25 protein-coding genes, 1 pseudogene and 1 other annotated feature are annotated in these 26,350 nt (G+C 38.2%); of the genes and pseudogenes, 23 read left to right on the forward strand and 3 right to left on the reverse strand.

The features are described from left to right. The first annotated feature begins 1 nt into the window (after position 1). From uvrA to KI343_RS20630, 9 genes and pseudogenes are all read left to right on the forward strand, one after another. A complete protein-coding gene (uvrA, locus tag KI343_RS12245; protein ID WP_212926706.1) occupies positions 2 to 2,875 on the forward strand; it encodes an excinuclease ABC subunit UvrA in 2,874 nt (957 codons plus the stop codon). 676 nt (positions 2,876 to 3,551) lie between these two features. Next, entirely contained in the window at positions 3,552 to 3,902 is a 351-nt protein-coding gene (locus tag KI343_RS12250; RefSeq protein ID WP_212926707.1) for a YojF family protein, read from the forward strand. Positions 3,903 to 3,954: 52 nt separating this feature from the next. Then, positions 3,955 to 4,638: a bacillithiol biosynthesis deacetylase BshB2 gene (gene bshB2 / locus KI343_RS12255; protein ID WP_212926708.1), complete on the forward strand. Its 684-nt coding sequence runs from the start codon at positions 3,955 to 3,957 to the stop codon at positions 4,636 to 4,638. A gap of 138 nt (positions 4,639 to 4,776) precedes the next feature. Further along, positions 4,777 to 4,968, forward strand: coding sequence for a PspC domain-containing protein (locus KI343_RS12260; RefSeq protein ID WP_212926709.1), 192 nt, complete (start codon positions 4,777 to 4,779; stop codon positions 4,966 to 4,968). Beyond that, positions 4,968 to 5,321 carry a phage holin family protein gene (locus KI343_RS12265; RefSeq protein ID WP_212926710.1) on the forward strand — a complete coding sequence of 118 codons (354 nt, stop codon included), beginning with the start codon at positions 4,968 to 4,970 and terminating at the stop codon, positions 5,319 to 5,321. The genes KI343_RS12260 and KI343_RS12265 overlap by 1 nt, the downstream gene beginning before the upstream one ends. 92 nt (positions 5,322 to 5,413) lie before the next feature. Next, positions 5,414 to 6,361, forward strand: a complete 948-nt coding sequence (locus KI343_RS12270) for a helix-turn-helix transcriptional regulator (RefSeq protein ID WP_212926711.1) — start codon at positions 5,414 to 5,416, stop codon at positions 6,359 to 6,361. 72 nt (positions 6,362 to 6,433) lie between these two features. Next, positions 6,434 to 6,952 (forward strand): GyrI-like domain-containing protein, encoded by a 519-nt coding sequence (locus tag KI343_RS12275; RefSeq protein ID WP_212926712.1) that lies wholly within the window; start codon positions 6,434 to 6,436, stop codon positions 6,950 to 6,952. Between the two features lie 164 nt (positions 6,953 to 7,116). Then, positions 7,117 to 7,257 carry a hypothetical protein gene (locus tag KI343_RS12280; protein ID WP_212926713.1) on the forward strand — a complete coding sequence of 47 codons (141 nt, stop codon included), beginning with the start codon at positions 7,117 to 7,119 and terminating at the stop codon, positions 7,255 to 7,257. A gap of 41 nt (positions 7,258 to 7,298) precedes the next feature. Continuing rightward, positions 7,299 to 7,604, forward strand: a pseudogene (locus KI343_RS20630) (MepB family protein); the annotation flags it as partial. Positions 7,605 to 7,699: 95 nt separating this feature from the next. Here the strand turns inward: KI343_RS20630 and KI343_RS12290 are convergent. The 3 genes from KI343_RS12290 to argS all read right to left on the reverse strand — a co-directional run bounded on the left by KI343_RS12290 (position 7,700) and on the right by argS (position 10,421). Then, positions 7,700 to 7,843: a hypothetical protein gene (locus KI343_RS12290; protein ID WP_212926714.1), complete on the reverse strand. Its 144-nt coding sequence runs from the start codon at positions 7,841 to 7,843 to the stop codon at positions 7,700 to 7,702. A gap of 260 nt (positions 7,844 to 8,103) precedes the next feature. After that, the gene (locus KI343_RS12295) at positions 8,104 to 8,628 is read right to left on the reverse strand and encodes a MerR family transcriptional regulator (RefSeq protein ID WP_212926715.1); all 525 of its coding nucleotides are present in this window, start codon (positions 8,626 to 8,628) and stop codon (positions 8,104 to 8,106) included. Positions 8,629 to 8,732: 104 nt separating this feature from the next. After that, on the reverse strand, positions 8,733 to 10,421 hold the full coding sequence (gene argS / locus KI343_RS12300; protein ID WP_212926716.1) for an arginine--tRNA ligase: 1,689 nt from the start codon (positions 10,419 to 10,421) through the stop codon (positions 8,733 to 8,735). A 67-nt stretch (positions 10,422 to 10,488) separates the two neighbouring features. Further along, positions 10,489 to 10,738, reverse strand: a binding site (T-box leader). Positions 10,739 to 11,159: 421 nt separating this feature from the next. Between argS and hprK the strand changes: the two genes are divergently transcribed. The 14 genes from hprK (at position 11,160) to KI343_RS12370 (ending at position 26,347) form a co-directional block, all read left to right on the forward strand. Continuing rightward, positions 11,160 to 12,095: an HPr(Ser) kinase/phosphatase gene (gene hprK / locus KI343_RS12305; RefSeq protein WP_212926717.1), complete on the forward strand. Its 936-nt coding sequence runs from the start codon at positions 11,160 to 11,162 to the stop codon at positions 12,093 to 12,095. A 78-nt stretch (positions 12,096 to 12,173) separates the two neighbouring features. Continuing rightward, entirely contained in the window at positions 12,174 to 13,022 is an 849-nt protein-coding gene (lgt, locus tag KI343_RS12310) for a prolipoprotein diacylglyceryl transferase (protein ID WP_212926718.1), read from the forward strand. Between the two features lie 59 nt (positions 13,023 to 13,081). Next, entirely contained in the window at positions 13,082 to 14,029 is a 948-nt protein-coding gene (locus KI343_RS12315) for a nucleoside recognition domain-containing protein (protein ID WP_212926719.1), read from the forward strand. Continuing rightward, positions 14,004 to 14,639: a pyrophosphatase PpaX gene (ppaX, locus tag KI343_RS12320; RefSeq protein ID WP_212926720.1), complete on the forward strand. Its 636-nt coding sequence runs from the start codon at positions 14,004 to 14,006 to the stop codon at positions 14,637 to 14,639. The genes KI343_RS12315 and ppaX overlap by 26 nt, the downstream gene beginning before the upstream one ends. A gap of 2 nt (positions 14,640 to 14,641) precedes the next feature. Then, positions 14,642 to 15,178 carry an acyltransferase gene (locus KI343_RS12325; protein ID WP_212926721.1) on the forward strand — a complete coding sequence of 179 codons (537 nt, stop codon included), beginning with the start codon at positions 14,642 to 14,644 and terminating at the stop codon, positions 15,176 to 15,178. Then, the gene (locus tag KI343_RS12330) at positions 15,178 to 15,726 is read left to right on the forward strand and encodes a glycerol-3-phosphate responsive antiterminator (protein WP_212926722.1); all 549 of its coding nucleotides are present in this window, start codon (positions 15,178 to 15,180) and stop codon (positions 15,724 to 15,726) included. The genes KI343_RS12325 and KI343_RS12330 overlap by 1 nt, the downstream gene beginning before the upstream one ends. A 503-nt stretch (positions 15,727 to 16,229) precedes the next feature. Then, entirely contained in the window at positions 16,230 to 17,729 is a 1,500-nt protein-coding gene (gene glpK, locus KI343_RS12335) for a glycerol kinase GlpK (protein ID WP_212926723.1), read from the forward strand. A 146-nt stretch (positions 17,730 to 17,875) separates the two neighbouring features. Beyond that, positions 17,876 to 18,868, forward strand: a complete 993-nt coding sequence (gene dhaK, locus KI343_RS12340; RefSeq protein ID WP_212926724.1) for a dihydroxyacetone kinase subunit DhaK — start codon at positions 17,876 to 17,878, stop codon at positions 18,866 to 18,868. A gap of 21 nt (positions 18,869 to 18,889) precedes the next feature. Further along, positions 18,890 to 19,498 carry a dihydroxyacetone kinase subunit DhaL gene (dhaL, locus tag KI343_RS12345; RefSeq protein WP_212926725.1) on the forward strand — a complete coding sequence of 203 codons (609 nt, stop codon included), beginning with the start codon at positions 18,890 to 18,892 and terminating at the stop codon, positions 19,496 to 19,498. A gap of 333 nt (positions 19,499 to 19,831) precedes the next feature. Continuing rightward, positions 19,832 to 21,493: a glycerol-3-phosphate dehydrogenase/oxidase gene (locus KI343_RS12350; RefSeq protein WP_212926726.1), complete on the forward strand. Its 1,662-nt coding sequence runs from the start codon at positions 19,832 to 19,834 to the stop codon at positions 21,491 to 21,493. Between the two features lie 466 nt (positions 21,494 to 21,959). Then, the gene (locus KI343_RS12355) at positions 21,960 to 22,961 is read left to right on the forward strand and encodes a tetratricopeptide repeat protein (protein ID WP_212926727.1); all 1,002 of its coding nucleotides are present in this window, start codon (positions 21,960 to 21,962) and stop codon (positions 22,959 to 22,961) included. Between the two features lie 146 nt (positions 22,962 to 23,107). Further along, the gene (trxB, locus tag KI343_RS12360; protein ID WP_212926728.1) at positions 23,108 to 24,040 is read left to right on the forward strand and encodes a thioredoxin-disulfide reductase; all 933 of its coding nucleotides are present in this window, start codon (positions 23,108 to 23,110) and stop codon (positions 24,038 to 24,040) included. Positions 24,041 to 24,512: 472 nt separating this feature from the next. Next, positions 24,513 to 25,400 carry an RNase adapter RapZ gene (rapZ, locus tag KI343_RS12365; protein WP_212926729.1) on the forward strand — a complete coding sequence of 296 codons (888 nt, stop codon included), beginning with the start codon at positions 24,513 to 24,515 and terminating at the stop codon, positions 25,398 to 25,400. After that, positions 25,397 to 26,347 carry a gluconeogenesis factor YvcK family protein gene (locus KI343_RS12370; RefSeq protein WP_212926730.1) on the forward strand — a complete coding sequence of 317 codons (951 nt, stop codon included), beginning with the start codon at positions 25,397 to 25,399 and terminating at the stop codon, positions 26,345 to 26,347. Before rapZ ends, KI343_RS12370 begins: the two co-directional genes overlap by 4 nt. Positions 26,348 to 26,350: the final 3 nt, after the last annotated feature.

Genomic DNA, 26,350 nt, shown 5'->3' on the forward strand with positions numbered 1-26,350 from the left:
GATGCCAAGTAAATCTATAAAAATCCAAGGTGCCAGAGCACATAATTTAAAAAATATTGACGTGGAGATTCCTAAAAATAAATTAGTCGTTCTTACTGGGCTGTCTGGCTCCGGGAAATCGTCTCTCGCCTTCGATACCGTTTATGCAGAAGGACAACGCAGATATGTAGAATCTTTATCTGCGTATGCTAGACAATTTTTAGGGCAAATGGATAAGCCAGATGTCGATGTAATTGAAGGATTATCCCCGGCGATTTCCATCGATCAAAAAACAACCAGTAAAAATCCAAGGTCAACAGTAGGGACGGTTACGGAGATTTATGACTATTTACGTTTACTTTATGCACGTGTAGGGAAACCAACCTGTCCCAAACACGGTATTGAAATTAGTTCGCAGACGGTGCAGCAAATGGTCGATCGTGTGATGGAATACCCGGAAAGAACGAAAATGCAAATCCTAGCTCCTGTCGTATCAGGGAGAAAAGGAGAACATGTCAAAGTAATAGAAGACTTGAAAAAAGAAGGATATGTACGTGTTCGAATTGATGGTGAGATGCGGGAAGTTACGGATGATATTAAATTAGAGAAAAATAAAAAGCACTCTTTGGAAGTGGTTATTGACCGTATTGTGGTCAAAGAAGGAATAGAAACTCGTCTGAGCGATTCATTGGAATCCGCTCTTAAATTGGGCGATGGAAATGCCATTGTTGATGTTATCGGTGATGAAGAACTTATGTTCAGTGAAAATCATGCATGCCCCATTTGTGGATTCTCGATTAGTAAGCTGGAGCCGCGGCTCTTCTCTTTTAACAGCCCTTTTGGTGCTTGTCCAAGCTGTGATGGATTAGGTTCAAAACTTGAAGTAGATGTCGATTTAGTCATCCCTGATTGGGATAAAACGTTAAATGAACATGCTATTGCTCCTTGGGAACCGATTAGCTCACAGTATTATCCGCAGCTTTTAAAAAGCGTTTGTGATCATTTTAATATACCAATGGACGTTCCGGTGAAAGACATTCCTAAGGAACAATTGGATAAAATTTTGTATGGAAGCGGGAGAGAAAAAATTCATTTTCATTATGAGAATGAGTTTGGAAGTTCCCGTACAAAGGAAGTTGCTTTTGAAGGTGTGATAAAAAATGTGGAGCGCAGATATCGAGAAACATCTTCTGATTTTATCCGTGAAACATTAGAAAAATATATGGCTCAGAAAAATTGTCCGACATGTAAAGGATATCGTTTAAATAAAGAAGCACTTGCTGTATTAATTGATGGAAAACACGTTAGTCAAATAACGGATTATTCAATTTTAGAATCCATCGACTTCTTTAAAAACCTGGAGCTAAGCAAAAAGGATCGTCAAATAGCACGCTTAATTTTAAGAGAGATTGATAATCGCCTTGAGTTTTTAAATAATGTCGGCTTAGATTATTTAACCTTATCCCGGTCAGCGGGAACTCTTTCAGGTGGAGAAGCACAGCGAATTCGTCTGGCAACACAAATCGGTTCTGCACTAACAGGAGTTCTTTATGTCCTTGATGAGCCTTCCATCGGACTGCACCAACGTGATAACGACCGTCTTATTGAAACGCTGAAGCAGATGCGGGATTTAGATAATACATTGATTGTCGTTGAACATGATGAGGATACGATGCTTGCGGCAGACTGGCTTATCGATATTGGACCTGGTGCCGGCGAACATGGAGGTCAGATTGTAGCAAGTGATACGCCAGAAAATGTGATGGCTGATGAAAATTCACTAACGGGGCGTTATTTGTCTGGTAAAGAATTTATCCCTGTACCTTCGAAACGGAAAAAAGCAGATAAGCGTAAAATAAAAGTTGTCGGTGCATCCGAAAATAATTTAAAAAATGTATCTGCTGAAATCCCAATTGGTTTGATGACGGTGGTTACCGGCGTTTCCGGGTCGGGGAAGAGTACGCTTGTTAATGAGATTGTTTACAAATCACTGGCCAAAGAATTGTATAAAGGTAAAGTGAAACCAGGGAAACATCGGAGCATTAAAGGGATTGAGCATATTGAAAAAGTCATTGATATTGATCAATCTCCAATTGGAAGAACACCGCGTTCTAACCCGGCTACGTATACAGGAGTATTTGATGATATTCGTGATGTATTTGCACAAACCAATGAAGCCAAGGTGCGTGGTTATAAAAAAGGACGCTTCAGTTTTAATGTCAAAGGTGGACGTTGTGAAGCTTGCCGCGGCGATGGAATCATCAAGATTGAAATGCATTTCTTACCGGATGTCTATGTGCCTTGTGAGGTTTGTGAGGGGGCACGTTATAATCGCGAAACACTCGAAGTGAAGTATAAAGGAAAAAATATATCAGATGTCTTGAATATGCGCATTGAAGAAGCGTTGGAATTTTTCGCTGCGATTCCAAAAATTAAACGGAAACTACAAACGATTTATGACGTTGGCTTAGGTTATGTAAAATTGGGACAACCAGCAACGACATTATCTGGCGGAGAAGCTCAACGTGTGAAATTGGCAAGTGAATTGCATAAAAGATCGAATGGAAAGACATTTTATATCCTTGATGAACCAACTACAGGACTGCATTCTGCAGATATTCGCCGTTTATTGGATGTCCTCCAAAGATTGGTGGATAATGGAGATTCTGTCCTAATTATCGAGCATAATCTAGATGTCATTAAAAGTGCAGATCATATTATTGATCTAGGTCCTGAAGGCGGAGATCGAGGCGGACAAATTATCGCTACAGGGACTCCAGAAAAAATTGCAGAACAAGCTGATGTTTCTTATACAGGAAAATATCTAGGTCCTGTCTTAGAACGCGATAGAAAACGTATGAATGAAATGTTAGAAGAGAAAGTTGCCAGCAAGTAGAATAAAATGAAATGAATCAGCTTTCCCCAGGGGAATTGCTATCCTCTGGGGAAAGCTGAACTTTTCAAAAAAGTAAAAGAATGCGTGCTGTACATAGAAGAGAGTGGCTTATTCCATTAAACGATTTGAAAAAATAAATGTGGCTAGGTTATTGGAGCTAGTTAGTTATTTTTTGGAGCGGAATCGAGCTGGTTTGGAGCAGATAGGCGATATTCGGAGCGGAATCAAGCTGAGCTGGAGCGGGTTAGGAATATTTGGAGCGGAATCGAGCTAGGTTGGAGCGGATAGGTGAAATTTGGAGCGGAATCAAACTGGGTTGGAGCGGTTTGGCAATATTTAGAGCGAATTCAGCATAAACTGGAGCGATTTACCCACTTTTTTGAGCGAGTTCGATTTAATTTCAGCAGGTTCAATTTGAATCTTGCTTGCCTTTGGAGAGTAGAAATAAAGTGTTGGGCGTTTAAGAAAAATTCCCGGTAAAGATTTTTTGGAAATGATGTTTAGTGATGCTCCTTATATGGGAAGCTTTTTGCCTGTAATTTTTCACTTTAAGATAGCATATAAAAATATAAAAAATTGCTATACCGCAGTAGCTGTACTGTGGCCTTTTAAGCTAGGTATTTGACGCATTGTTTGCATTCCGATAGAGTAAAAGAATAGAATTGGAGGTTGAAACATGAAACCAATAGAATCAGATAAAGTTCAACAAGCGTTGGACAGTTATTTAAATAAAGAAGTATATGTTCATTTAGAAACAACAAACGGAGCATATGCCAATCACTTGGATAAAAATGCATATACAGTTGGAGCTTATATACGAAATGCAAAAGTAACTTATACAAAAGCCAAAATTTTAGGGGATGGGAATTCCTATCGTGTTGGCTTGAAAATGGAGCTTGGCTGGATATATGCTGAGGGATTAACAGATTGGACGATATATCAAGAAAATCAATTATTACTAGCTGGGCATGATCGAGAAGGCCGATTGATGGTAGCTTTAGAAATTAGTGAAACCCCCTTTGAGTAATAAATAAAACGGGCAAATATGTAAGATGATTATAGAAAGATAGGTGAAAGTAATGGAGAAACATGTTGTGGTTATTTTTCCGCACCCGGATGATGAAGCATTTGGAGCAGCTGGTTCTGTTGCAAAGTTTCGTGCAGAAGGTGTGCCGGTAACATACTTATGCGGAACGCTAGGACAAATGGGAAGAAATATGGGAAATCCAACCTTTGCCAATAGAGAATCATTACCGGAAATCCGTAAAAAAGAATTAAAACGTGCATGCGCTACCTTAGATATGGAATTAAAGATGCTAGGTTACCGTGATAAAACGATTGAATTTGAAGATAAGCAAGAGGTAGCAGATCATTTAAGAAGTTTACTAGAAGAAATTGAACCTTCTCTTGTAATTACCCATTACCCTGGTTATGCAGTGCACCCAGATCATAATTCTTTAGGAGCTGCAGCTGTTCAAGCTGTAGAGGATATGGATCCTGATAAAAGACCAAAAGTTTGGGCGCAGGCTTTTTCAAATGATCATGAACTAAAATTAGGACCACCGCATATTGAAAATGATGTACATGACTATTTTGATAAAAAACTGCAAACCATTCTATCTCATGATTCTCAAGTAGCAGGAATGTTTGGCTGGTTTAAAAATATGGATGATTTAGATGATCAAGTGAAAAAAGAAATGATTGAAAACTACTCTACAGAACGTTTTTATCTTTGGAATTTTGATGACAATAAACAAAACTAATCGTACTGTTTAAAATAAATATGGAGTGGGAAGATAAAGAAATGAAACTTTTTCATTTCTTTTTTCGTATGAAAAGGTAGTAAGACACATATCCATGGATAGATAGATGACAAATTAGTTATAGAGGGAGGTAATTCCATGAAAAAATTGTATCGTTCAGAATCAAATAAATTGGTTGCAGGTGTACTTGGCGGATTAGGAGAATATTTTAATGTAGATCCGACATTACTCCGTGTTATTTTCTTAATATTACTTATCCCTAGCTTTTCGACTGTTGCAATTGCTTATTTAATTGCTGCATTGATTATGCCTAAAGGGGACGTTTATTAATGTTGCTTCGAGGAATTATTTCACTTGTATTAAATGCAGTGGCACTGATAGCCGTTGCACAAATTTTTGATTCTTTTCAATTAGACGGGTTTGGTACGGCACTTTTAGCCAGCTTTATTTTAGCTATCTTAAACATTTTTGTTAAGCCTATTTTAGTTATTTTAACGCTGCCAATTACAGTTATTACCTTTGGGCTATTTTTAATTGTGATTAATGCCATTACGCTTATGATTACACAAGCATTAATTGGAGATGCATTTGTTATTGATGGTTTTGGCACAGCATTTATTGCATCGATTGTTATATCGTTTATTACAATGATTTTAAATAGTCTTGTACGTGACATGCGCTGAAGGTTGGGTTTTACCTAGCCTTCTTTTTTCTTTATATAGTGAGATAAACATAACAAGAGCAAAAACAATGTCAGAGAGGGCGAGAGCAAACGATGAAATTAGAAAGGCTATTATCCATTATTATATTATTGCTAAACCATCGTATGCTGCAAGCAAAGGATTTAGCAGATAAATTTGACGTATCTATTCGGACAATCTATCGGGATATTGATGCTATTCAAGCTGCCGGTATTCCCATTGTGACCTATCAGGGGGTGAATGGTGGCATCGGGCTAGCGGAAGGGTACCGGCTGGATCGCAATATGCTGACAAAAGATGAATTAGCATCGATTGTTACTGCGCTTCGCAGTCTCTCTACTTCTTATGAAAAAGAGCAATATCAGCAATTAATGGAAAAAATGAATAGTATTGTACTTCCTGGGGATGCAGAAGCTTTTCAAAATAAAACGAACCGGGTTCTTATTGATTATTCTCCCTGGGATAATAGTGACAGTCTCCGCTTAAAACTTGAAAGTATTGAAAAAGCAATTGATAACTGCTTGGTGATTTCATTTACCTATTCTGATGCACAAGGAAAGATTACACAACGAATGGTAGAGCCGTATACATTAATTTTCAAAGGAAGACAATGGTACGTACAAGCTTATTGTCTTGGGAAGGCGCAGTTTCGCTTATTTAAATTAAGAAGAATAAAACACTTAGCTGTTGATTTAGAAATAAGCTTTACCCGCCGTACTTTGCCAGAGCAAAAGCAGATAACAGGAAAACAATCATTAACACCTTCTGGCGATAATGAGATTGTCTTGCGTTTTCAGGAAGAAGTACGTCATCTAGCAGAAGATTGGTTTGATGCAGCGGACCTTATACCAACTGGTGATGGAGCGTGGGAAGTAAAGAAAGCCTATCCAGAGGATGAGTGGTTATATAGCTTTATTCTCAGTTTTGGTCATCATGTGGAAGTACGAAAGCCTGTTCATTTACGAGAGATTATCGCAGAGCGTGCAGCACAAATTATAAATTTATATAAAAAAGATTGTTAAACATGACAGATAGATGTCAGGTTTACTGCTTTATAATAGATATTATCAAAATGATAAGGAGACTGATAGATTATGAAGCAGGATAAATCGAGAGCAGCAAAAATAAGTCCGGTCCGTATTGAAAGACGGCCAGCATTTACACTAGCGGGAGTCAGTGCAATCACAACAAATCAAACTGAGCAGCTTGGGAATGGAAAGATAGGATCATTATTTGAACGCTTTTTTGCAGAGAACATTAGTGAGAAATTAGGTGTAAATATTTGCAAAGAGGGGAATTATAGCTGTTATTTTCATTATGAACAAGAAGATAAAGGAGCCTATGAAGTGATGGTAAGTGTACAGGTTGAGGATGCTTCTTCCATTCAAAACCTAGAAGAGATTCAAACCTTTACAGTACCAGAGGCTACCTACGCTGTATTTGAAACAGAAAAAGGACCGATTGTCGAAAAGGTACAGCAAGCATGGGCTGCTATTTGGGAGTGGCAGCAGCAACCCGAAAATCAGCGGACATTTACTGGTGATTTTGAATATTATAGCGGTGACATGGACCCAGCAAATGGGCAAGTAGAAATATATATTGCGGTTAAATAATCAGAAATTCAAAGGATGAGAGTTAAAAGGAAAAGATAATTGGTTGCAGTTCTTTATAGAGTTATTAAGCAGAAGATTAGAATTTCTCCAACCTTCCTACTTTTATGTTATGCAATATATCCATCATCAATATTTGATGAATTATAAAGGAAGGAGAAGAGAAAATGCTAAAATCGATAAACTTAATCAATGAATTACTTTCTGGCAGAACAGATTATGAAATCACAAATATCTTAAAAGAACCACAAAATATGGAATATGAGGGAACTACTTTTAATATTAAAATAAATATAGGAGTCGTTTAGCTAAACGAACACCAAAGAAAAATGGTTATTTTGTTGTATTTTGGGAAAAAGATGTAAATCATTGTAACCAGGCTTATGCATATAGTGAAAGCCCGGATAAAATAATGATTTCGATTATAGATAAGGACTTGAAAGGTCAGTTTATTTTTCCGAAATCGCTTCTTTTAGACAAAGGAATATTAAGAACTGTAGATAACAAGGGGAAAATGGCCATCAGAGTATACCCTTCTTGGGAAAAGTCTTTAAATAACTCTGCTAAAAAAACACAAGCATGGCAGGCGCCATACTTTATGAATGTTTCAAGTGAAATAGATATAAGAAGGCTTACAGAACTATATTTCTCTTAAAAGGATCCCCACAAGAAAATAGGATGAAAAAGTCCGGAAAATTTCTCTTTTAATAAAGGATAAAATTAAAGGTGAAATCCGGACTTTTATTATGCTTATTTTTCATCGTTCCCTTTATACTGCTGTTCCATCACTTTTGCTATTTCCTCCATATACGCTTCTTCCTCTTTCGACCAGAAACTCGGTGCAATAAAATCGTCAGCTTCTATTGATTCTAGCTGATCTTCCCATTTGTCCATATTTTCTGCAATGGCCTCTTCAGGTACAATTTTCAGAAATAGCTCATTTATCGCAGTGTAACTGGCTTTAAGACTCCCACTTCAAGAAATGAGTAAAAAATTATATTTCTAAGTGGGAGATCTAACAGCCAGTAACGGCCCGATTCGTTCAACTAACCTTCAGTGGGGGATGAAAGAAAACCCCCACTGAAGGAAGTTTCACTTTATATCCAAAAGTACTTGCTGTGCTTCTGGTGCATCTGCAGGGATATTTTCTCTCATCAATCTTTTGACATCAGCCAGTATAGATAGCCATCTCTGTCTAGCTTCACGCGCTCTTCCTTTGGTATATCTGTGAAATGAGAGGCAAAATCATCTGGGAAATGTTCCTTCATCCATGCAATTTGCTCCTCTTCAAATTCCATACCATGAAGCAGCGACGTGAGAATGGTCCAGTCTAATGGGAAGTTATCATCTAAAAGTTCTTGAACATGGTCAATAGCTGTTATCGCCCGGTCAATTTCTTCTCGCTTATGCACTAAAACCTTTCTCTGAATAGGCAAGGAATCCGCAAAGCTTTCCAACGTGATCTCTTCCTTATCCAGCAGTTCTTTAATTTCTTGGAGGGAGTAACCAATAAATTTCAATGACTGAATACGCTGTAAGGTAGCGAGTTCCTCTAATCCATATATACGATGTCCACTTTCATTTCTTTTGCTTGGATAAAGAAGGCCGAGTTCCTCGTAAAAACGCAAGGTTCTTGATGAAAATCCTGTTTTTGCACTAAATTCCCCAATGGTATACATCCTATATCAACTCCTTTGTAATGAAGTATAAACCTTTCCGTAACGTGAAGTGCAAGTGCTTTGTGAAAGAAATGTGGTACACATTGAGGGATTTTAATAAATAATTAGAGCTGCTCCGGAGCCTGCACCCCAAGCAATCTCAGCCCTTCTTTCAGGACAATCGTAACGGAATTCACCAATGCCAGCCTGCTGTTTTGTTCCGCATCGTCCGATAATATTTTGACATGACTATAATATTTATTAAATTCCTGACTTAAATTTAGGACATATCTCGCAATGACGGATGGTTCGGTGTGCTGAAAGCTTTTTTCAATTACATTTGGAAAATCCATCAAAGTTTTAATTACGGTCCAGCTATGCGAATCGGTTAAACCAACTATATTCAAATCATCTTTTACAGAAGCTTTACGGAGAATCGAGCGTCCCCGAGCATGCGTATACTGGACATAAAGCCCTGTACTCCCTTCGAATTTCAGCATTTCATCTAGATTAAATTCTATATTATTTTGGCGTTCATGCTTTAAGTCATGAAAAATGATTGCTCCAACACCAACCTGTTTAGCTACTTCTTGTTTATTTACTAGCGAGGGATTTTTTGCTTCAATGTTTTTGTAAGCAAGGTCAATAGCTTCCTTAATGACATCCTCCAAAAGGACAACCTTGCCTTTTCTCGTTGACATTTTCTTACCGTCTTTTAAAATAAACCCGAATGGAATATGCTTTAATTCTGCTGCCCAGTCATAGCCCATTTTCTGAAGGACAAGAAATAACTGCTGAAAATGGAGATGCTGTTCCTGCCCGACAATATAGAAGGACTTCTCGAAATGATAGGTCTTTCTTCTGTAAAGAGCTGCTGCTAAATCTCTGGTTGCGTAAAGTGTAGCACCATCTTTCTTTCTAATTAAACATGGCGGCATATTCTCATCTGTTAAATCAACTACTTCGGCTCCATCTGATACGGAAAGGAGGTCTTTAGCTTTTAATACTTGGATCACAGCGTCCATTTTATCATTATAGAATGCTTCTCCATCGTAAGAATCGAATTGGATATCTAACAACCCATAAATCTTCGCAAATTCTTTTAAAGATTCCTCCCTGAACCACTTCCAGAGCTGGCTTGCCTCTTCATTTCCAGCTTCTAATTGTTTAAACCACGAGCGGGCTTTATCCTCTAAGTCAGGCTGTTTTTCTGCTTTTTCATGAAACGTAACGTATAGGTGGAACAGTTCTTTAATTGGATTCTCCCGCACTTTTTCTTCCGATCCCCACAGCTTATAAGCGGTAATAAGCTTTCCGAATTGCGTTCCCCAGTCACCAAGATGATTTATACGAACCACTTTGTAGCCGCATTTTTCTGATATATTTGCAATTGCGTTTCCAATAACCGTAGAGCGTAAATGTCCCATGGAAAAAGGTTTTGCAATATTAGGGGATGAAAAATCTAATGTGATTGTCTTTCCATTACCTATCGAAAAAGAACCATAGTTTCCTTGTTTTTCGTTAATTTGCTGAATCACTTGCCTACTTACGCTTTCCTTATTTAGAAACCCGTTCAAATAGGGACCTTCTGGCACGGTTTTTTCTAAAAACGGAGCATTTATTTTTTCGGATAAATCTGCAGCTATTTGCTGTGGAGATTTTTTTAGTTTTCTTGCTAAAGTAAAACAAGGAAAAGCTAAGTCGCCATGCGTACTATATTTTGGTTCTTCTATCAATGAAATAATTTCATTGACATCGACCATTCCTTCTAAATGAGAATGAATCTTTTCTGCAAATTGTTGACGATAGTTCATAATACACTCCTCCAGTATGATTGAATGTGAAATTATAACGCATAAAAAAACCCGCCTCCATAGTTAACATAGAGACGAGCTTAACCGCGGTACCACCCTAATTGTTCTTAGCATTGCTTATGAAAGCACGCGATTAATAAGCAATGCTAAGAACCTTCTTAAATTATTTCTAACGGAATTACCCGGCGTATCCTACTGATTGTTCAGACAGCACCTCCGAAGTGCGCTTCATTATATTTTGTATCATTGGGCTTCCACCAACTCCCAACTCGCTTTGGTACATTAAATATAATTACTCTCTTCATCAACGGCTATATATTAATGTAATATTATACAGCGTTTCCTCAAAAAACAAGCGTTTACATGAAAGATGATTGAAATTAAAATACTAATTTAAACCGAACCGCTCAGAAATCCAAATATGCGCTCGAAAATACTCCCGATCCGCTCCGAAATCCAGATATGCGCTCCAAAAGTAATCCAACCCGCTCGAAGATCTAGATATGCGCTCCAATTATCATTTAACCCGCTCGGAAAACCGAATATCCGCTCCAAGCTGCCCCCAACCCGCCCCCAAGCCAATCACTCCACCTTGCTATTCCTCTCACAGAACAGAAAATCCCCTCCAAGCTACACACTCTCTTTAAACAAAACCTAGAAAACTTCGCCCCTACGTTTTTTGACAGGAATATGCTAAAATGTATAACAGTTAGCTTTGATAAGGAGAGGTGCTTCAAAATGGTATCGACCGTCCGTACAAAAGACTTATTAGATAGGTTTAATTTACATTTAGTAGCAGGAGAAGAGGGGATTCATCGTGAGATTATAACAAGTGATATTTCACGTCCAGGACTAGAAATGACTGGTTTTTTTGACTATTATCCACGTGAACGCCTACAATTAATCGGAAAGACAGAATTAGCTTATTTCCTGGGTTTAAACGCAGAAGAACGGAAGCAGCGAGCTGAAAATCTATGTACTGATGTCACACCAGGAATCATTATTTCCCGTGGTATGGATGTACCTGAAGAATTTTTTGAGGCCTCTGAGAATTCTGGAGTACCTATTATACAATCGCCGCGAACAACAACGCGAGTATTGAGTCGTTTAACCAATTACTTAGAATCTAAATTTGCACCGTTTACTGCGGTACATGGTGTTTTAATTGATATTTATGGCGTTGGCGTCTTAATTATCGGTCAAAGTGGTGTCGGTAAAAGTGAGACAGCACTTGAATTAGTAAAGCGCGGACATCGCCTTGTAGCAGATGATAATGTAGAAATTCGTCAAGAAGATTATGAGAGCTTGATAGGCAACGCTCCGGCTCTTATTGAACATTTGCTGGAGATTCGTGGTCTAGGTATTATTAATGTAATGACGTTATTTGGAGCAAGCTCCATTCGCAGTGAAAAAAGGATTTCCATGGTTATTCAGCTGGAAAATTGGGATGAAAAGAAACAATATGACCGCTTAGGCTTGGATGAAGATACCATGAAGATTATGGATGTTCATTTACCAAAAGCAACCATACCTGTCAGACCTGGAAGAAACCTTGCAGTTATTATTGAAGTGGCAGCTATGAATTTCCGCTTAAAGCGCATGGGCGTTAACACAGCTGAAGAATTCTCAGACCGTTTAACAAGAATGATTGAACAAGGTGATTTAGAGCAATAATAGCGTGTGTTCAAAAAATCCCGTCGTTGAAAGTCGCTTGGACTTTTGAACATCCCCTATTAGGAGGTTGGAATATTCATGATTGGGACGAGAGCTCCTATTGATCGCGTATTTTTAGAAATTGGTCCATTAACCATATATTGGTATGGTGTCATTATTGCGGTTGGAGCAATTTTAGCAATTTATTTAGCAACAAGAGAAGCAGAAAGAGTTGGTCTGGGTAAAGAAACCATAATGGACTTTGTTATTTATGCGGTGCCGATTGCCATCATTTCTGCAAGAATCTATTATGTGATTTTTGAATTTGACCGATACGTCAATGGTCCATTTTGGAAGGTGTTTGCCACCTGGGAGGGCGGCATTGCTATCCATGGGGCAATTATTGGCGGTGTTCTTACAGCGATTTTTTTCACGAAAAAACGGAAAATCCCTTTTTGGCAGCTTGCCGATGTGGTTGCCCCAAGTTTAATTTTAGGACAGGCAATTGGACGCTGGGGGAATTTCGTCAATCAAGAAGCGCATGGCGGTCCCATTTCGGAAGCTGCTTATGAAAATTTCCATCAGTATTTGCCAGACTTTATTATGAATCAAATGGTCATCGATGGTGTCATGTACTATCCAACGTTTCTATATGAATCCCTTTGGAACCTCTTGATATTTGCTGGTCTACTCCTTTTCCGCAGAATGAATCCAACACGGGGAATGGTATTCTTAACGTATGCAATTACGTACTCCATTGGCAGATTCTTTATTGAAGGACTTCGTACAGATAGCTTATATATTATTGGCGACTTGCGAACGGCCCAATTTATATCTATCCTAACCATTACAGCAGGGATTGTAATCATGATATATCGGAAAAAAACAACAACTGCTCATTATCTTGATGCGCCAGTAAAAAAAGAAACAGACGAAGCAATCGAATAAGAATAAAGGTAAGAAGAAAAAGAAGTAAATATGTTTGAAATCTGAAATGAGGTAAAAGAATGAAAGGTATGTTTCTCAGAGGATTGATCCAAGGGTTAAAAACAACATTAACCCTTGGTAAAGTGATATTTCCAATTACATTAATCATCACGATATTACAATTTACACCTATTTTCCCATGGTTTATGAATATCATATCTCCATTAATGGGATTATTCGGCTTGTCAGGCGAAGCTGCTGTGCCGCTTGTGTTAGGGAATGGATTAAATTTATATGCTGGTATTGCTGCAATTATTTCTTTTGATTTTACGGTAAAGGAAGTATTTATTTTGGCAGTAATGTTGTCCTTCTCTCATAATCTTTTTATTGAATCTGCTGTGGCAACAAGAGTTGGTGTCAAATGGTGGGTAATTGTTGGAATTCGTGTTGGGCTTGCTGTTACTTCAGCGCTTCTTATCAACCTATTCTGGAATGGCGGGGGAGAGCTTGCACAATATGGATTTATCTCCAGCAATGAAGTTGTTTTAAATAACTGGTGGGAGATTGTCCTTCACGGGGCACAGGCTGCAGTGATTGCCATTGTGCAATTAGCTTGTATTGTTATTCCATTAATGATTATTATGCAAGTTATGCGAGAACTAGGCTGGTTAACAGCGATGTCGAATAAAATGGCCCCATTTATGAAAATACTAGGTATAGATAAACGAGCTTCCATGACAATGGTTGCTGGGCTTACGATCGGACTTGCTTATGGTGCAGGATTAATGATGCAGGCTGTAAAAGAGGATAATGTGCCCAAAAAAGACATGTATTTAGCGCTGATTTTTCTTGTTTCCTGCCACGCTGTTGTCGAGGATACACTTGTCTTTATACCGCTTGGTATTCCAGTATGGCCGTTATTAATTATTCGATTATCCGTAGCAATTATTCTAACGATGAGCATTGCTTATTCTTGGAAGAAAGAAGAAAGGAAAATGCAACATGAGCATTCGTACCATTCTGTTTGATTTAGATGGCACTTTACTAAATACTAATGAACTTATACGTGCTTCATTTGAACATACATTTGAAAAATTTAATCTGCATTTTACACCGGAAGAAATAAAAGAATTGAATGGTCCACCATTAAATGAAACATTTCATCATATTGATCCTGAGAAATCTGAACAAATGATAACAACGTATCGGGAATATAATATGAAAGAGCATGATCGTTATGTTGAAACTTTTCCAGCTGTTTATGAAACCATAAAACAGCTTCACGACAAAGGAATTGCATTAGGAATTGTCAGCACAAAAATTAAAAAGACGGTTATGATGGGCTTGGAATTAACGAAGCTGACGGAGTTTTTCCCAGTTATCATTACATATGATGATGTGTCACATAAAAAACCTCATCCTGAACCAGTCGAAAAAGCAATGGCACGATTACATGCAACACCTGAAACAACCTTGATGGTTGGTGATAATTTTCATGATATTGTTTCAGGGCAGCGTGCTGGTGTACAAACGGCAGCTGTGAGCTGGTCAGAAAAAACAGAGGACTTTTTAAAAAGCTACCATCCAACATATTACTTGGATACAATGAGGGATTTATTAACAGTGGCAGGTGAATAGTCATGCGGAGAACAGAAAGATACAAGGTTCATCATAACGCAAATTCTCTATGGCAAATGTACGATACCGTATCCTTTTTTAAAGTAGTGAAAAACTTTATTGTCATTCAGATTGCGCGTTATATGCCATTTGTCCGAATGAAAAATTGGATGTATCGCCGCTTCCTGCATATGAAAGTAGGAGATTACACGTCATTCGCTTTAATGGCGATGCCTGATACAATGTTCCCTGAAAAAATTATTGTTGGTTCCAACAGCATAATTGGTTACAATACGACGATTTTAGCACATGAATATTTAATCAAAGAGTACCGCCTGGGAGAGGTACATATCGGTAATGAAGTGATGATAGGTGCCAACTCAACAATATTACCAGGTGTACATATTGGCGATGGAGCGATTGTATCTGCGGCTACACTTGTACACAAAGATGTTCCGGCTGGAGCTTTGGTTGGGGGAAACCCGATGCGGATTATTTATACGAAAGAAGAGATGGAATCACGCCATTTACTGAATCATGATGAAGGGAGGAAACGCTAATGCAATTACCTGCTGGAGTATTGCCTGCGGTACGACGGATGAAAGATTTTGAGAAGGCGTTAGAAAGTAATCATGAGTATATTATTATTTTGGAATCAAGATTAGTTCAGTTAAAAAGTATGATTGACTATAGTCACCGTGCAAATAAAAAGGTATTAATCCATTTTGATTTAATTCAAGGTTTAAAAGCAGATGAGTATGGGGTGGAATTTCTAAATAGAGAAATGAAGCCCGATGGTATTTTAACGACGCGTGGAAACGTGATTGCAGCTGCAAAAAAGTATAAGTTATTAGCGATTCAGCGTGTTTTCATATTAGATAGTGCTGCATTAGATCAAAGTGTGAAGCTTCTCCACCGATTCCAACCAGATTATGTAGAAATCTTACCCGGGCGGATACCGGGTATTATTGAAGAGATCGTTGGAGGGACCGATATTCCTGTCATTGCCGGCGGATTAATTAAAGAGGAGAATCAAGTTAAAGACGCACTCGACGCTGGTGCCGTTTCTGTTTCAACTTCGAGTCGGGAGCTTTGGGATTGTTCATAAAGCAACAATAGAAACCCAGGAAGCAGTACCAATAGCTTGGTGCTGTTTTTTATGTTTCTAGAAAATTATATAAATCTCTATTGACTGTAAATATTTACTTCTGCATGTGGGCAAGTAAAAATATTCTTGCTTTAGTTGTATTTGTTTATTTTGGTTACCTTTTCAGGCGCGTGTTCTTCAATCTTTTTTAACCAATTTATGGAAATATCAATTATTACCTTTAATAGATTTGAAGATGTTTGCAATCAGGTGTATTCTATGGTTAAACGAATCGCGATGGAGACAAGGAGCTCGCACAAAGCAAAGGCCATTGGAAGGATGGTACGGTTTGTTGCGAGCTTTTTATGTTGTCATTTTTTTCATTTGATATAATAGTCATAGGTTTTCTAAATTGCTTAAAAGTGATATGATAATCTAATTGTGGGAAAGAGGGACAAACCTTCTTGAACATCCGTAGACTACTTAATAATATTTAACAAAGCACACAATGGAGGAATAGGGGTATGACGGAGCAATATATATTATCTATTGACCAGGGAACAACAAGTTCTCGGGCTATTTTATTTAATAAAAAAGGGGAAATTATTGCAACAGCTCAAAAGGAGTTTGAGCAGCACTTTCCTAAACCGGGCTGGGTAGAACATGATGCAAATGAAATTTGGACATCTGTCCTTGGCTGTATTGCAGAAATATTAAATAATACGAAAGTAGAAGCAAGTCAAATTGCAGGAATCGGTATTACAAATCAACGAGAAACAACCGTTGTATGGGACAAACATACTGGAAGACCGATCTATCGAGCTGTTGTTTGGCAATCACGTCAGACAGAAGATATTTGTCGTGAATTGAAACAACAAGGATATGAAGAAACAATTCGCAGTAAAACAGGTCTACTAATTGATCCATATTTCTCAGGAACGAAAGTGAAATGGATTTTAGATAATGTGGAAGGTGCAAGAGAAAAAGCAGAAGCTGGAGATCTTTTATTTGGAACCATTGATACGTGGCTTATTTATAAATTCTCTGGTGGTAAAACACACGTAACAGATTACTCCAATGCAGCTCGAACATTAATGTTTAATATCTATGATTTAGAATGGGATGAGGAGTTACTAGATCTTCTTGGTGTACCCAAATCAATGCTTCCAGAGGTACGTCCATCATCTGAGGTATATACGAAAACGGTATCCTATCATTTCTTTGGTGAAGAAGTACCTATCGCTGGTATTGCAGGAGATCAGCAAGCCGCCCTTTTTGGACAAGCGTGTTTTGAACAAGGAATGGCGAAGAATACGTATGGAACAGGCTGCTTCCTATTAATGAATACTGGAGAAGAACCGGTAAAATCAAAACAGGGATTATTAACAACGATTGCATGGGGATTAGATGGGAAAGTAACTTATGCATTAGAAGGAAGTATCTTTGTAGCAGGATCAGCAATTCAATGGTTACGAGATGGATTACGTATGATTGAATCGAGTCCAGAAAGTGAAGCATTAGCATCTAAAGTAGATACAACAGATGGTGTTTATATGGTTCCGGCATTTGTTGGATTAGGTACGCCTTATTGGGATAGTGATGCGCGCGGTGCGATTTTTGGCTTGACAAGAGGAACGAAGAAAGAGCATTTTATCCGTGCAACATTAGAATCTTTAGCTTATCAGGCAAAAGACGTCATGGACGCGATGTGTGTGGATTCAGGCATTAATTTAAAAACGCTCCGTGTTGACGGTGGCGCAGTAAAAAATGATTTATTAATGCAGTTCCAAAGTGATATTCTTGAAGTACCTGTAGAACGTCCAGTTATTCAAGAAACAACAGCCCTGGGTTCCGCATATTTAGCAGGACTTGCTGTAGGATTTTGGAAAGATCAGGATGAAATCGCAACACAATGGTTAAATGAAAGAACGTTTAATCCAGAAATGGAACAAGAAGAGAGTGACCGTTTATATCGTGGCTGGCAGAAAGCTGTTGAAGCTACACGATCATTTAAAACAGAATAGTTCCTAGCATGTTGTAGAGCAGGATAAGTCTGGCTGGACTGAAACACCCCTTACAATGGAACACCTAACTGACTTAGGGATCAATTTGACTTTTTAACATAGATACTGGAATTGGTTCAATTCATTAACAATCTGGAGGGATGGAAATGAAAAAGATAATCAATAATCCAAGCAATGTGATGGAAGACATGGTAAAAGGGATGACTCTGGCAAACGAGGAACAGTGGATTCAAGTGGAAGGCACAAATGTTATTTGTAGGAAAGAGTTGTCTGCAAATAAAGTTGGCCTAGTTAGTGGTGGCGGGAGTGGGCACGAACCAGCTCATGCCGGCTATGTTGGCAAAGGAATGTTAGATGCCGCGGTTGTTGGAGAAGTTTTCACCTCACCAACACCAGATCAGATTCTTGAAGCGATTAAATCAGTCGATCAAGGAAATGGTGTCCTTCTGATCGTAAAAAACTATACTGGTGACGTTTTAAATTTTGAAATGGCTGGAGAATTGGCAGAATCAGAGGGAATCCGAGTAGAGCAAGTGATTGTAAATGATGATATCGCTGTGAAAGACAGTGATTTTACAATTGGTCGTCGCGGAATCGCCGGGACAGTATTTGTTCATAAAATAGCTGGAGCAAAAGCTGAACAAGGAGCTTCCTTGGAAGAAGTCAAAGCAGCGGCAGAAAAAGCGATTGAGCAAGTACGTTCAATGGGAATGGCATTGACTCCATGTACCGTTCCTGATGCTGGAAAACCGAGTTTCCATTTGGCTGAAGACGAGATGGAAATTGGTATCGGTATTCACGGAGAAGTTGGTACAGAACGGAAGAAAATTACTTCGGCAAAAGATATCGCTGTTGAGTTAACGAACAACATTTTAGAGGATTTAAGTTTATCAGCTGGCGATGAAGTCGCGGTCATGGTTAATGGCATGGGTGCAACACCAGAGATGGAATTATATATTGTAAATGGCCATGTGAATGAATTATTAAAGGAAAAGCAAATTGATATTCATCAGACATACGTTGGTGAATTCATGACGTCACTTGAAATGGCAGGATTTTCTATCACGCTTTTAAAAGTGGATGCTGAATTAAAACAACTATTAGCATATCCGAGTGAAGCTATCGCTTTCAGAGCATAATGTCAGAAAGGGGATTTTCTTATGTTAACAGTACAATTAGTTCAGGAATGGATGAAGAAAACAAATGAACGCATGCAAGAGAATAAAGCCTATTTGACAGAGCTCGACCAAGCAATTGGAGATAGTGATCATGGTATTAATATGTCAAGAGGTTTTAGGGAAGTAGTCAACAAGCTTGAACAATCTGCTTATGATGATGTTTCAACTGTTTTAAAAGATGTTGCCATGACGTTAATGTCCAAAGTAGGCGGCGCATCTGGCCCGTTATACGGCACGGCTTTTCTGAAATTATCGACGGCATTAAAAGGAAAAGATATCGTTAACAAAGAAGATTTGGCAGCAGGCCTGGAAGCAGCTGCCAATGGAATCCAGCATCGGGGGAAATCCACAACCGGGGAAAAAACCATGGTTGATGTATGGGTGCCGGTTGTTTTATGGTGGAAAGGTCAGGATGAAATTAACGCAGAGGGGTTAGAAAAAGTAGCAAAAGAAGCAATGGAGTCTACGAAATCCATGGAAGCGACAAAGGGCAGAGCATCCTATCTGCAAGCAAAATCTGTCGGCCATATTGACCCAGGCTCTACTTCTAGTTACTATATTTTTAAATCCTTGGCTGAAGTCCTTGTATAGTAATTTTTAACTGCAATTTAGTGTTAAACATTGAAAAGTACAACAATAATCAAAAGGCTATACAACTTGTATAATCTATGTTACTATAAAGACAAGTTAATAAATACGGACGGAGAAATTTAGGAGAGACCGCAGGAAGGCTGGTATTATTATATCAGCTGCCTTGTGGTCTTTTTATTTTGTCTAAAGTAGTCATATCATAGCATGAATGGCAATATAGTAAGACACTTTGCCAAAAAATGATGTGCATAAATTTTCTCGTATGCTTTTAGATGAATAACCGTCTTTAAATAGGGAATAAGAAACTATAGATACGTAAGGAGTGGAGAATATATGAGTAAATTTTCAAGTAAAAAACGTCAAGCAGTATTAGAATCATTAGAAAGTGAACAACTTGATTTATTAGTCATTGGCGGAGGTATTACTGGCTCTGGGATATCTTTAGATGCTGCTACAAGAGGTTTACGAACAGGACTTATTGAAATGATGGACTTCGCAGCGGGGACGTCTAGCCGTTCTACAAAATTAGTACACGGTGGTCTGCGTTACTTGCAGCAATTTGAAGTTAAAATGGTAGCAGAAGTAGGTAAAGAACGTGCAGTTGTGTATGAGAATGGTCCCCATGTTACAACGCCAGAATGGATGCTTTTACCGTTCCATAAAGGAAGTACATTAGGACCATTCACATCCAGCATTGGTCTTCGTGTTTATGACTTTTTGGCAGGCGTTAAAAAGTCAGAACGCCGTGAAATGTTAAAACCAGAAGAAGTGTTAAGACGTGAACCGCTTGTGAAAAAAGAGGAGCTTCGCGGTGGCGGTTTTTATGTTGAGTACAAAACAGATGATGCCCGCTTAACTATTGAAGTTATTAAAAAAGCTGTTGAAAATGGTGTGAAAGCAGTCAACTATACAAAAGCAGTGGAATTTATTTATGAAAATGGAAAGGTAGTCGGCGTTGTAGCGGAAGATCAAATCAGCAAAGAAAAACATAAAATCTATGCGAAAAAAATTATTAATGCTGGTGGTCCTTGGGTTGATGATGTTCGTGAATTAGATGGTTCCAAAAAAGGAAAAACACTTCATTTAACAAAAGGTGTCCATCTTGTATTCGATCAATCTGTATTCCCGCTTAAACAGGCTGTATATTTTGATACGCCAGATGGTCGTATGGTATTTGCTATTCCACGTGATGGTAAAACATACGTAGGTACCACAGATACTAGTTATAAAGGAGATATTGCACATCCAACTATGACAGAAGAGGATCGTGATTATATCTTAAATGCGATTAATTATATGTTCCCTTCTGTTGGAATCGATGCAAGCAAAGTGGAATCCAGCTGGGCTGGTTTACGACCTTTAATTGCACAAGAAGGTGCGAACAGCCCGAGTGAAATCTCTCGTAAAGATGAAATTTTCCAATCTGATTCTGGTTTGCTCTCCATGGCAGGCGGAAAACTAACTGGTTACCGTAAGATGGGTGAACATGTTGTAAATATGGTAGCAAAACAATTGAAAGAAGAAGAAGGTATTCTATATACCGAAAGCCAAACAAAACATTTACCTATTTCAGGTGGAGAAGTTGGCGGATCAAAAGGCTTTAAGAAATTTAAAGAAGAAAAAGTTAAAGAAGGTACAGGCCTTGGTTTAACAGAAGAAACTGCAGCACAACTAACGCAACGTTACGGGGCAAATGTAGATAAAATATTTGCACTTTATACAGAGAACAAAGAAGCTGCGAAAAAAGAAAACATTGATCCAGTTGTGTTTGCTCAATTATTGTATGCTATCAATGAAGAAATGGCATATAAACCAGTTGACTTCTTTATCCGCCGCTCAGGAGCGCTATTCTTCAACCGTCCATGGGTAGAAAAACACATGGATACCGTTCTTCCATTCATGGAAAAAGAACTGGGCTGGACAAAAGATGAAGCAACAACATACAGAAAAGAGCTGGAACAATTACTTTACGAAACAACACATCCAGATAAATAATATCGTAAAACAAAAAATAAGATGTACGATTAGCGTGCATCTTATTTTTCATGTTTTTTAAATACGCCAAATGGAATAGTTGATACTACAGGGACAATTCTGCAAAAGATTTCCAACAACGAACAATTCCGCACAAGGACACCTTAATTTTCCTTTATTATTCAACATGACAAATATGGGAATCTGCTACATTCTATGATATACTTTTCTCGCAGTGTAACTGGCTGGGACTGGGACTGCGATTACTCGTCCCACCGAAAACCATTGCGATTACTATTACTCGCCCCATCGAAGGGCTTTTGTAAGACTCCCACATCATAAAATAAGGAAACGGTTATTTCTAAGTGGGAGGACCAACAGCCAGTAACGGCCCGATTGGTTCAACTACTGTTCGGTGGAGGATGAAAATCTCCTACTGGCGAAATTTTACTTTATCGACTTGTCTTTAAGAACGGGGGATATATGCATGTTAAAAGGAAAAAGAAACAAAATAAAAAATAATAACGTAACCCCATTCATTCCTGAAGGCGATTTTTACTATACAAAGGGTGTAGAAGCATTTAAAAAAAGGAAATTTGATATTGCGATTAAATGGATACAAAAAGCAATCGAGGACAAACCTTATTTTCCTTTATATAAATGTCAGTTATCCATCATTTATACGGAAATTGGCTCTTATCATAAAGCAAATCAGCTATTAACGGAAGTGTTGCAAACAGGAGAATATGTTGATTGTTACTATTTAGCTGCAAATAATTATGCACACCTTGGATTGCTTCAAGATGCTAAAAAATATGCACAAATGTATTTAGATAAAAAGCCAGAAGGAGATTTTAGTGATGATGCTGCGCAGCTTCTTGATTATATAGAAATTGATGAGGAAGAAGCGGATGAGATATTTTCTCTTGAAGATGAGGATGAACTGATTATCTTACAGGAAACAGCCTTTTATCATATAGAAAACGATGAATGGGACAAAGCAATTCCGTTTATTGAGGAAGTAATCGAAAACTTCCCTGAACATCACTTAGCCGTCCATGATTATGCGCAAGCATTGTTTTACACAGGAAGAAAAGAAGAGGCAATGCATATTGAGGAAGACTTGTTAGAAGATTATCCGAACAATTTGCTGAGTCATTTAAATCTAGCTCTTTTTTATTATGAATCGGGGGACCCAAGTTATCAAAAACATGTTCAAATTATAAATAATATTTATCCGCTTCACGTGGAACAAAAATTACGGATTGCTGAGGTCTTTGCAAAAACGGCAAACTATTCCTTAGCATATGGGCGGTATCAAAGTATTTCTGGTGAACAAGCGAAAAGAAGGGCATCCTATTATAAATGGTACAGTATTGCAGCTTATCAAATAGGTTATCCAAGTAAAGCATTACGTTTATGGGAAGAAGGCTGTAAAAGACATCCGAAGTTATCGAAAGAAGAAGGTCCCTGGACATGGAAGGAATAAACATGTACAGGGAATCTGTCTGATGCTTTCCAGCCGTTACCACCACCCTGAAATGAGCAAAAAAATAGACGTCATATCTTAATTTGATTAGACTATACGGTGGAATAAGAATACTACTATTATAAAGATAAAGGGGCGGTATAAGAATGTCCGAAGAAAAAATATATGATGTAATTATTGCTGGGGCTGGTCCAGCTGGTATGACAGCAGCTGTTTATGCATCCCGAGCAAATTTAGATACACTTATGCTAGAAAGAGGAATTCCTGGTGGACAAATGGCCAATACAGAGGATGTTGAAAACTATCCTGGATTTGACCATATTTTAGGACCGGATTTGTCGAATAAAATGTTTGACCATGCGAAAAAATTCGGAGCAGCGTATGCGTATGGCGATATTAAATCGATTGAAGATCATGGTAATTACAAAACCATTCATGCAGGAAAGAAAGTATATCATACAAAAGCTTTAATTATTGCCACAGGAGCACAGTATAAAAAACTTGGCATTCCAGGCGAAGAAGAGCTAGGTGGACGCGGAGTTTCCTATTGTGCAGTATGTGATGGAGCTTTCTTTAAAAATAAAGAGTTAGTGGTTGTTGGCGGAGGAGATTCCGCTGTAGAAGAAGGTGTATATTTAACGCGTTTTGCGAGCAAAGTTACAATTATCCATCGTCGTGATGAATTGCGGGCACAACGTATCCTTCAAGACCGTGCTTTTGAGAATGATAAAATTGAATTCATTTGGGACACAGTTGCAGAGAAGATTAATGGGACAGATGGAAAAGTCAGCAGTATTACATTAAAAAACACAAAAACAAATGAAGTATATGATTTTCCTACCAGCGGTGTATTTATTTATATCGGTATGCTTCCTTTAAATGATCCATTCAAAGATTTAGGAATTACGGATGACGAAGGGTATATTCCAACATCTGAGAACATGGAGACCAACGTACCTGGAATTTTTGCAGCTGGAGATATTCGGGCAAAAGATCTTAGACAGATTGTAACAGCTACTGGTGATGGAAGTATTGCTGCTGAAACAGCTATTAAATATGTGGAGACATTAGAAGATTAAACACATTTATTGTCGGATTTTAGGTGATTTCCGGTTCGAAAGTTATTAAAAAGACTTGAATTGGAAAGAGGCCTCCGCCTACAGGTATATTTTGTATAAAAAAATTAATATCTGGTAATTGCTTCTTAACTTAGCTGTAACACGTGTGAAATAATAAAAGGTTAAGATAGAAATAACTAATTGACCCCCTTTTAATAGATAGATTAGTTTTGGGACAGGTAAATCACCTGTCCATTTTTTTATGCACTTATTTTAACGCTTTTTATCTTTTTCTGAAGGGGATACAAATAAAGGAAAAGGGAAAAATTCTTGGTGTAATGATTTTTTTCGTTGTATAATGAATATATAGATACAATAAATACAGTAATAGGATTGGTGGGTAAGGACTTAGGTGACCTGAGGCTTAGACTGCGATTATCGGTCCCGCTGAAAAAAGCTGTGTGTCGGAAGAGGTTTGAAAGGGGAGAGTTCAGTGAACCAAGAAAAAGAAACAAAGCTCGTTATTATTACAGGGATGTCAGGAGCTGGAAAAACAGTTGCGATACAAAGCTTTGAAGATTTAGGTTATTATTGTGTAGATAATTTACCTCCTGCACTTCTTCCCAAATTTTTAGAATTGATGAAGGATGCCTCTAACACGATTCAAAAAGTAGCCCTTGTAATGGACTTACGGGGAAGAGAATTTTTTGATTCCTTATACAAGGCATTAGATGCAATTAGTCATGCATCGTGGATTCAAAGTCATATTTTATTTTTAGATGCTACCGATGAAACATTGGTTTCAAGATATAAAGAAACAAGACGCTCTCATCCGCTGGCTGTCGGCGGACTGCCTCTGAACGGAATCCACCAGGAGAGAGTGATCATTGATGAATTACGTGGCCGCTCGCAACGAATTATTGATACTTCCAATCTCAAGCCGAGAGATTTACGTGAAAAAATCCTTGAATTATATAAAGAGGAAAAGCAAGAAGTATTTTCGGTTCATTTCTTATCATTTGGATTTAAATACGGGCTTCCAATTGATGCAGATTTAGTTTTTGATGTCCGTTTTTTGCCAAATCCACATTATGTATCGACCCTTAAGCCTTTGACCGGACTTAATCAGGAAGTCTTTTCTTATGTGTTTAAGTGGTCGGATACGCAATTATTTATAGAGAAATTAAATGATTTATTCCGGTTTATGTTTCCGCAGTATAAAAAAGAAGGTAAGTCTCAGTTGGTAATTGCTGTTGGCTGTACTGGCGGGCAACACCGTTCGGTTGCGTTAGCCGAGTATTTTTCAAAACAATTTGGTGATGAGTATATTACACATGTAAGTCACCGGGATATTGAAAAAAGAAAGGTAAAATCGCCATGAGTTATATCCCAAAAATAACAGCTATTGGCGGAGGAACAGGAATGCCGGTTCTGCTTCGGGGATTAAAGAATCTGCCAGTAGATCTTAGAGCAGTTGTGACGGTAGCGGATGATGGAGGCAGTACAGGAAGAATTCGATCCGAGATGGAAATTCCTGCCCCCGGAGATATTCGAAATGTTATTGCAGCACTATCGGATGCCGAGCCAATGCTGTTAGAACTTTTTCAACATCGATTTCAAGAGGGGAATGGACTGACTGGACACTCCTTAGGAAATTTATTATTGGCAGCAATGACATCGATGACTGGTAATTTTAATCAGGGAATAAAAGAGATATCTCGCGTTTTAAATGTCAAAGGGGAAATTTTCCCTATTTCTAATGAGAATATGTCTCTGCACGCCATTATGGAGGATGGAGAGATTATTCATGGAGAGTCCAATATTCCTTTGTCTGGAAAACGGATTAAGCGTGTTTTCTTAGAGCCGCAGCCTCTAAAACCATTGCCAAATGCCATTGAATCCATTCAAACGGCAGATCTTATTGTTGTTTCTCCAGGAAGTTTATATACCTCCATTATGCCGAATTTGATTGTCCCAGAGGTAAAAGAAGCTTTATTAAAAGCAAAGGCAAAGATTGTCTATGTTTGCAATATCATGACTCAATATGGAGAGACAACAAGTTATTCTGCAGCAGATCATGTTCAGGCAATTCACGATCATGTTGGTGATGCGTGTGTGGATTATGTTATTGTCCATAACCAACCCATAGATCAACAAATACAGGATATTTATAAGAAAGAAGGGGCGTTTCCAGTGGAAGCAGATATTGATCGGCTAAAAGCGATGAATGTTCAAGTCGTGCCAGGTAATATCGTTGTAAAGCATAAAGATGGAACCCTCCGTCATAATAATGTTAAAATTGCTGAAATGCTTTATCAATTTTTATAGTAT

This window comes from Oceanobacillus sp. J11TS1 (assembly GCF_018333215.1).
GTDB lineage: Bacteria > Bacillota > Bacilli > Bacillales > Amphibacillaceae > Oceanobacillus.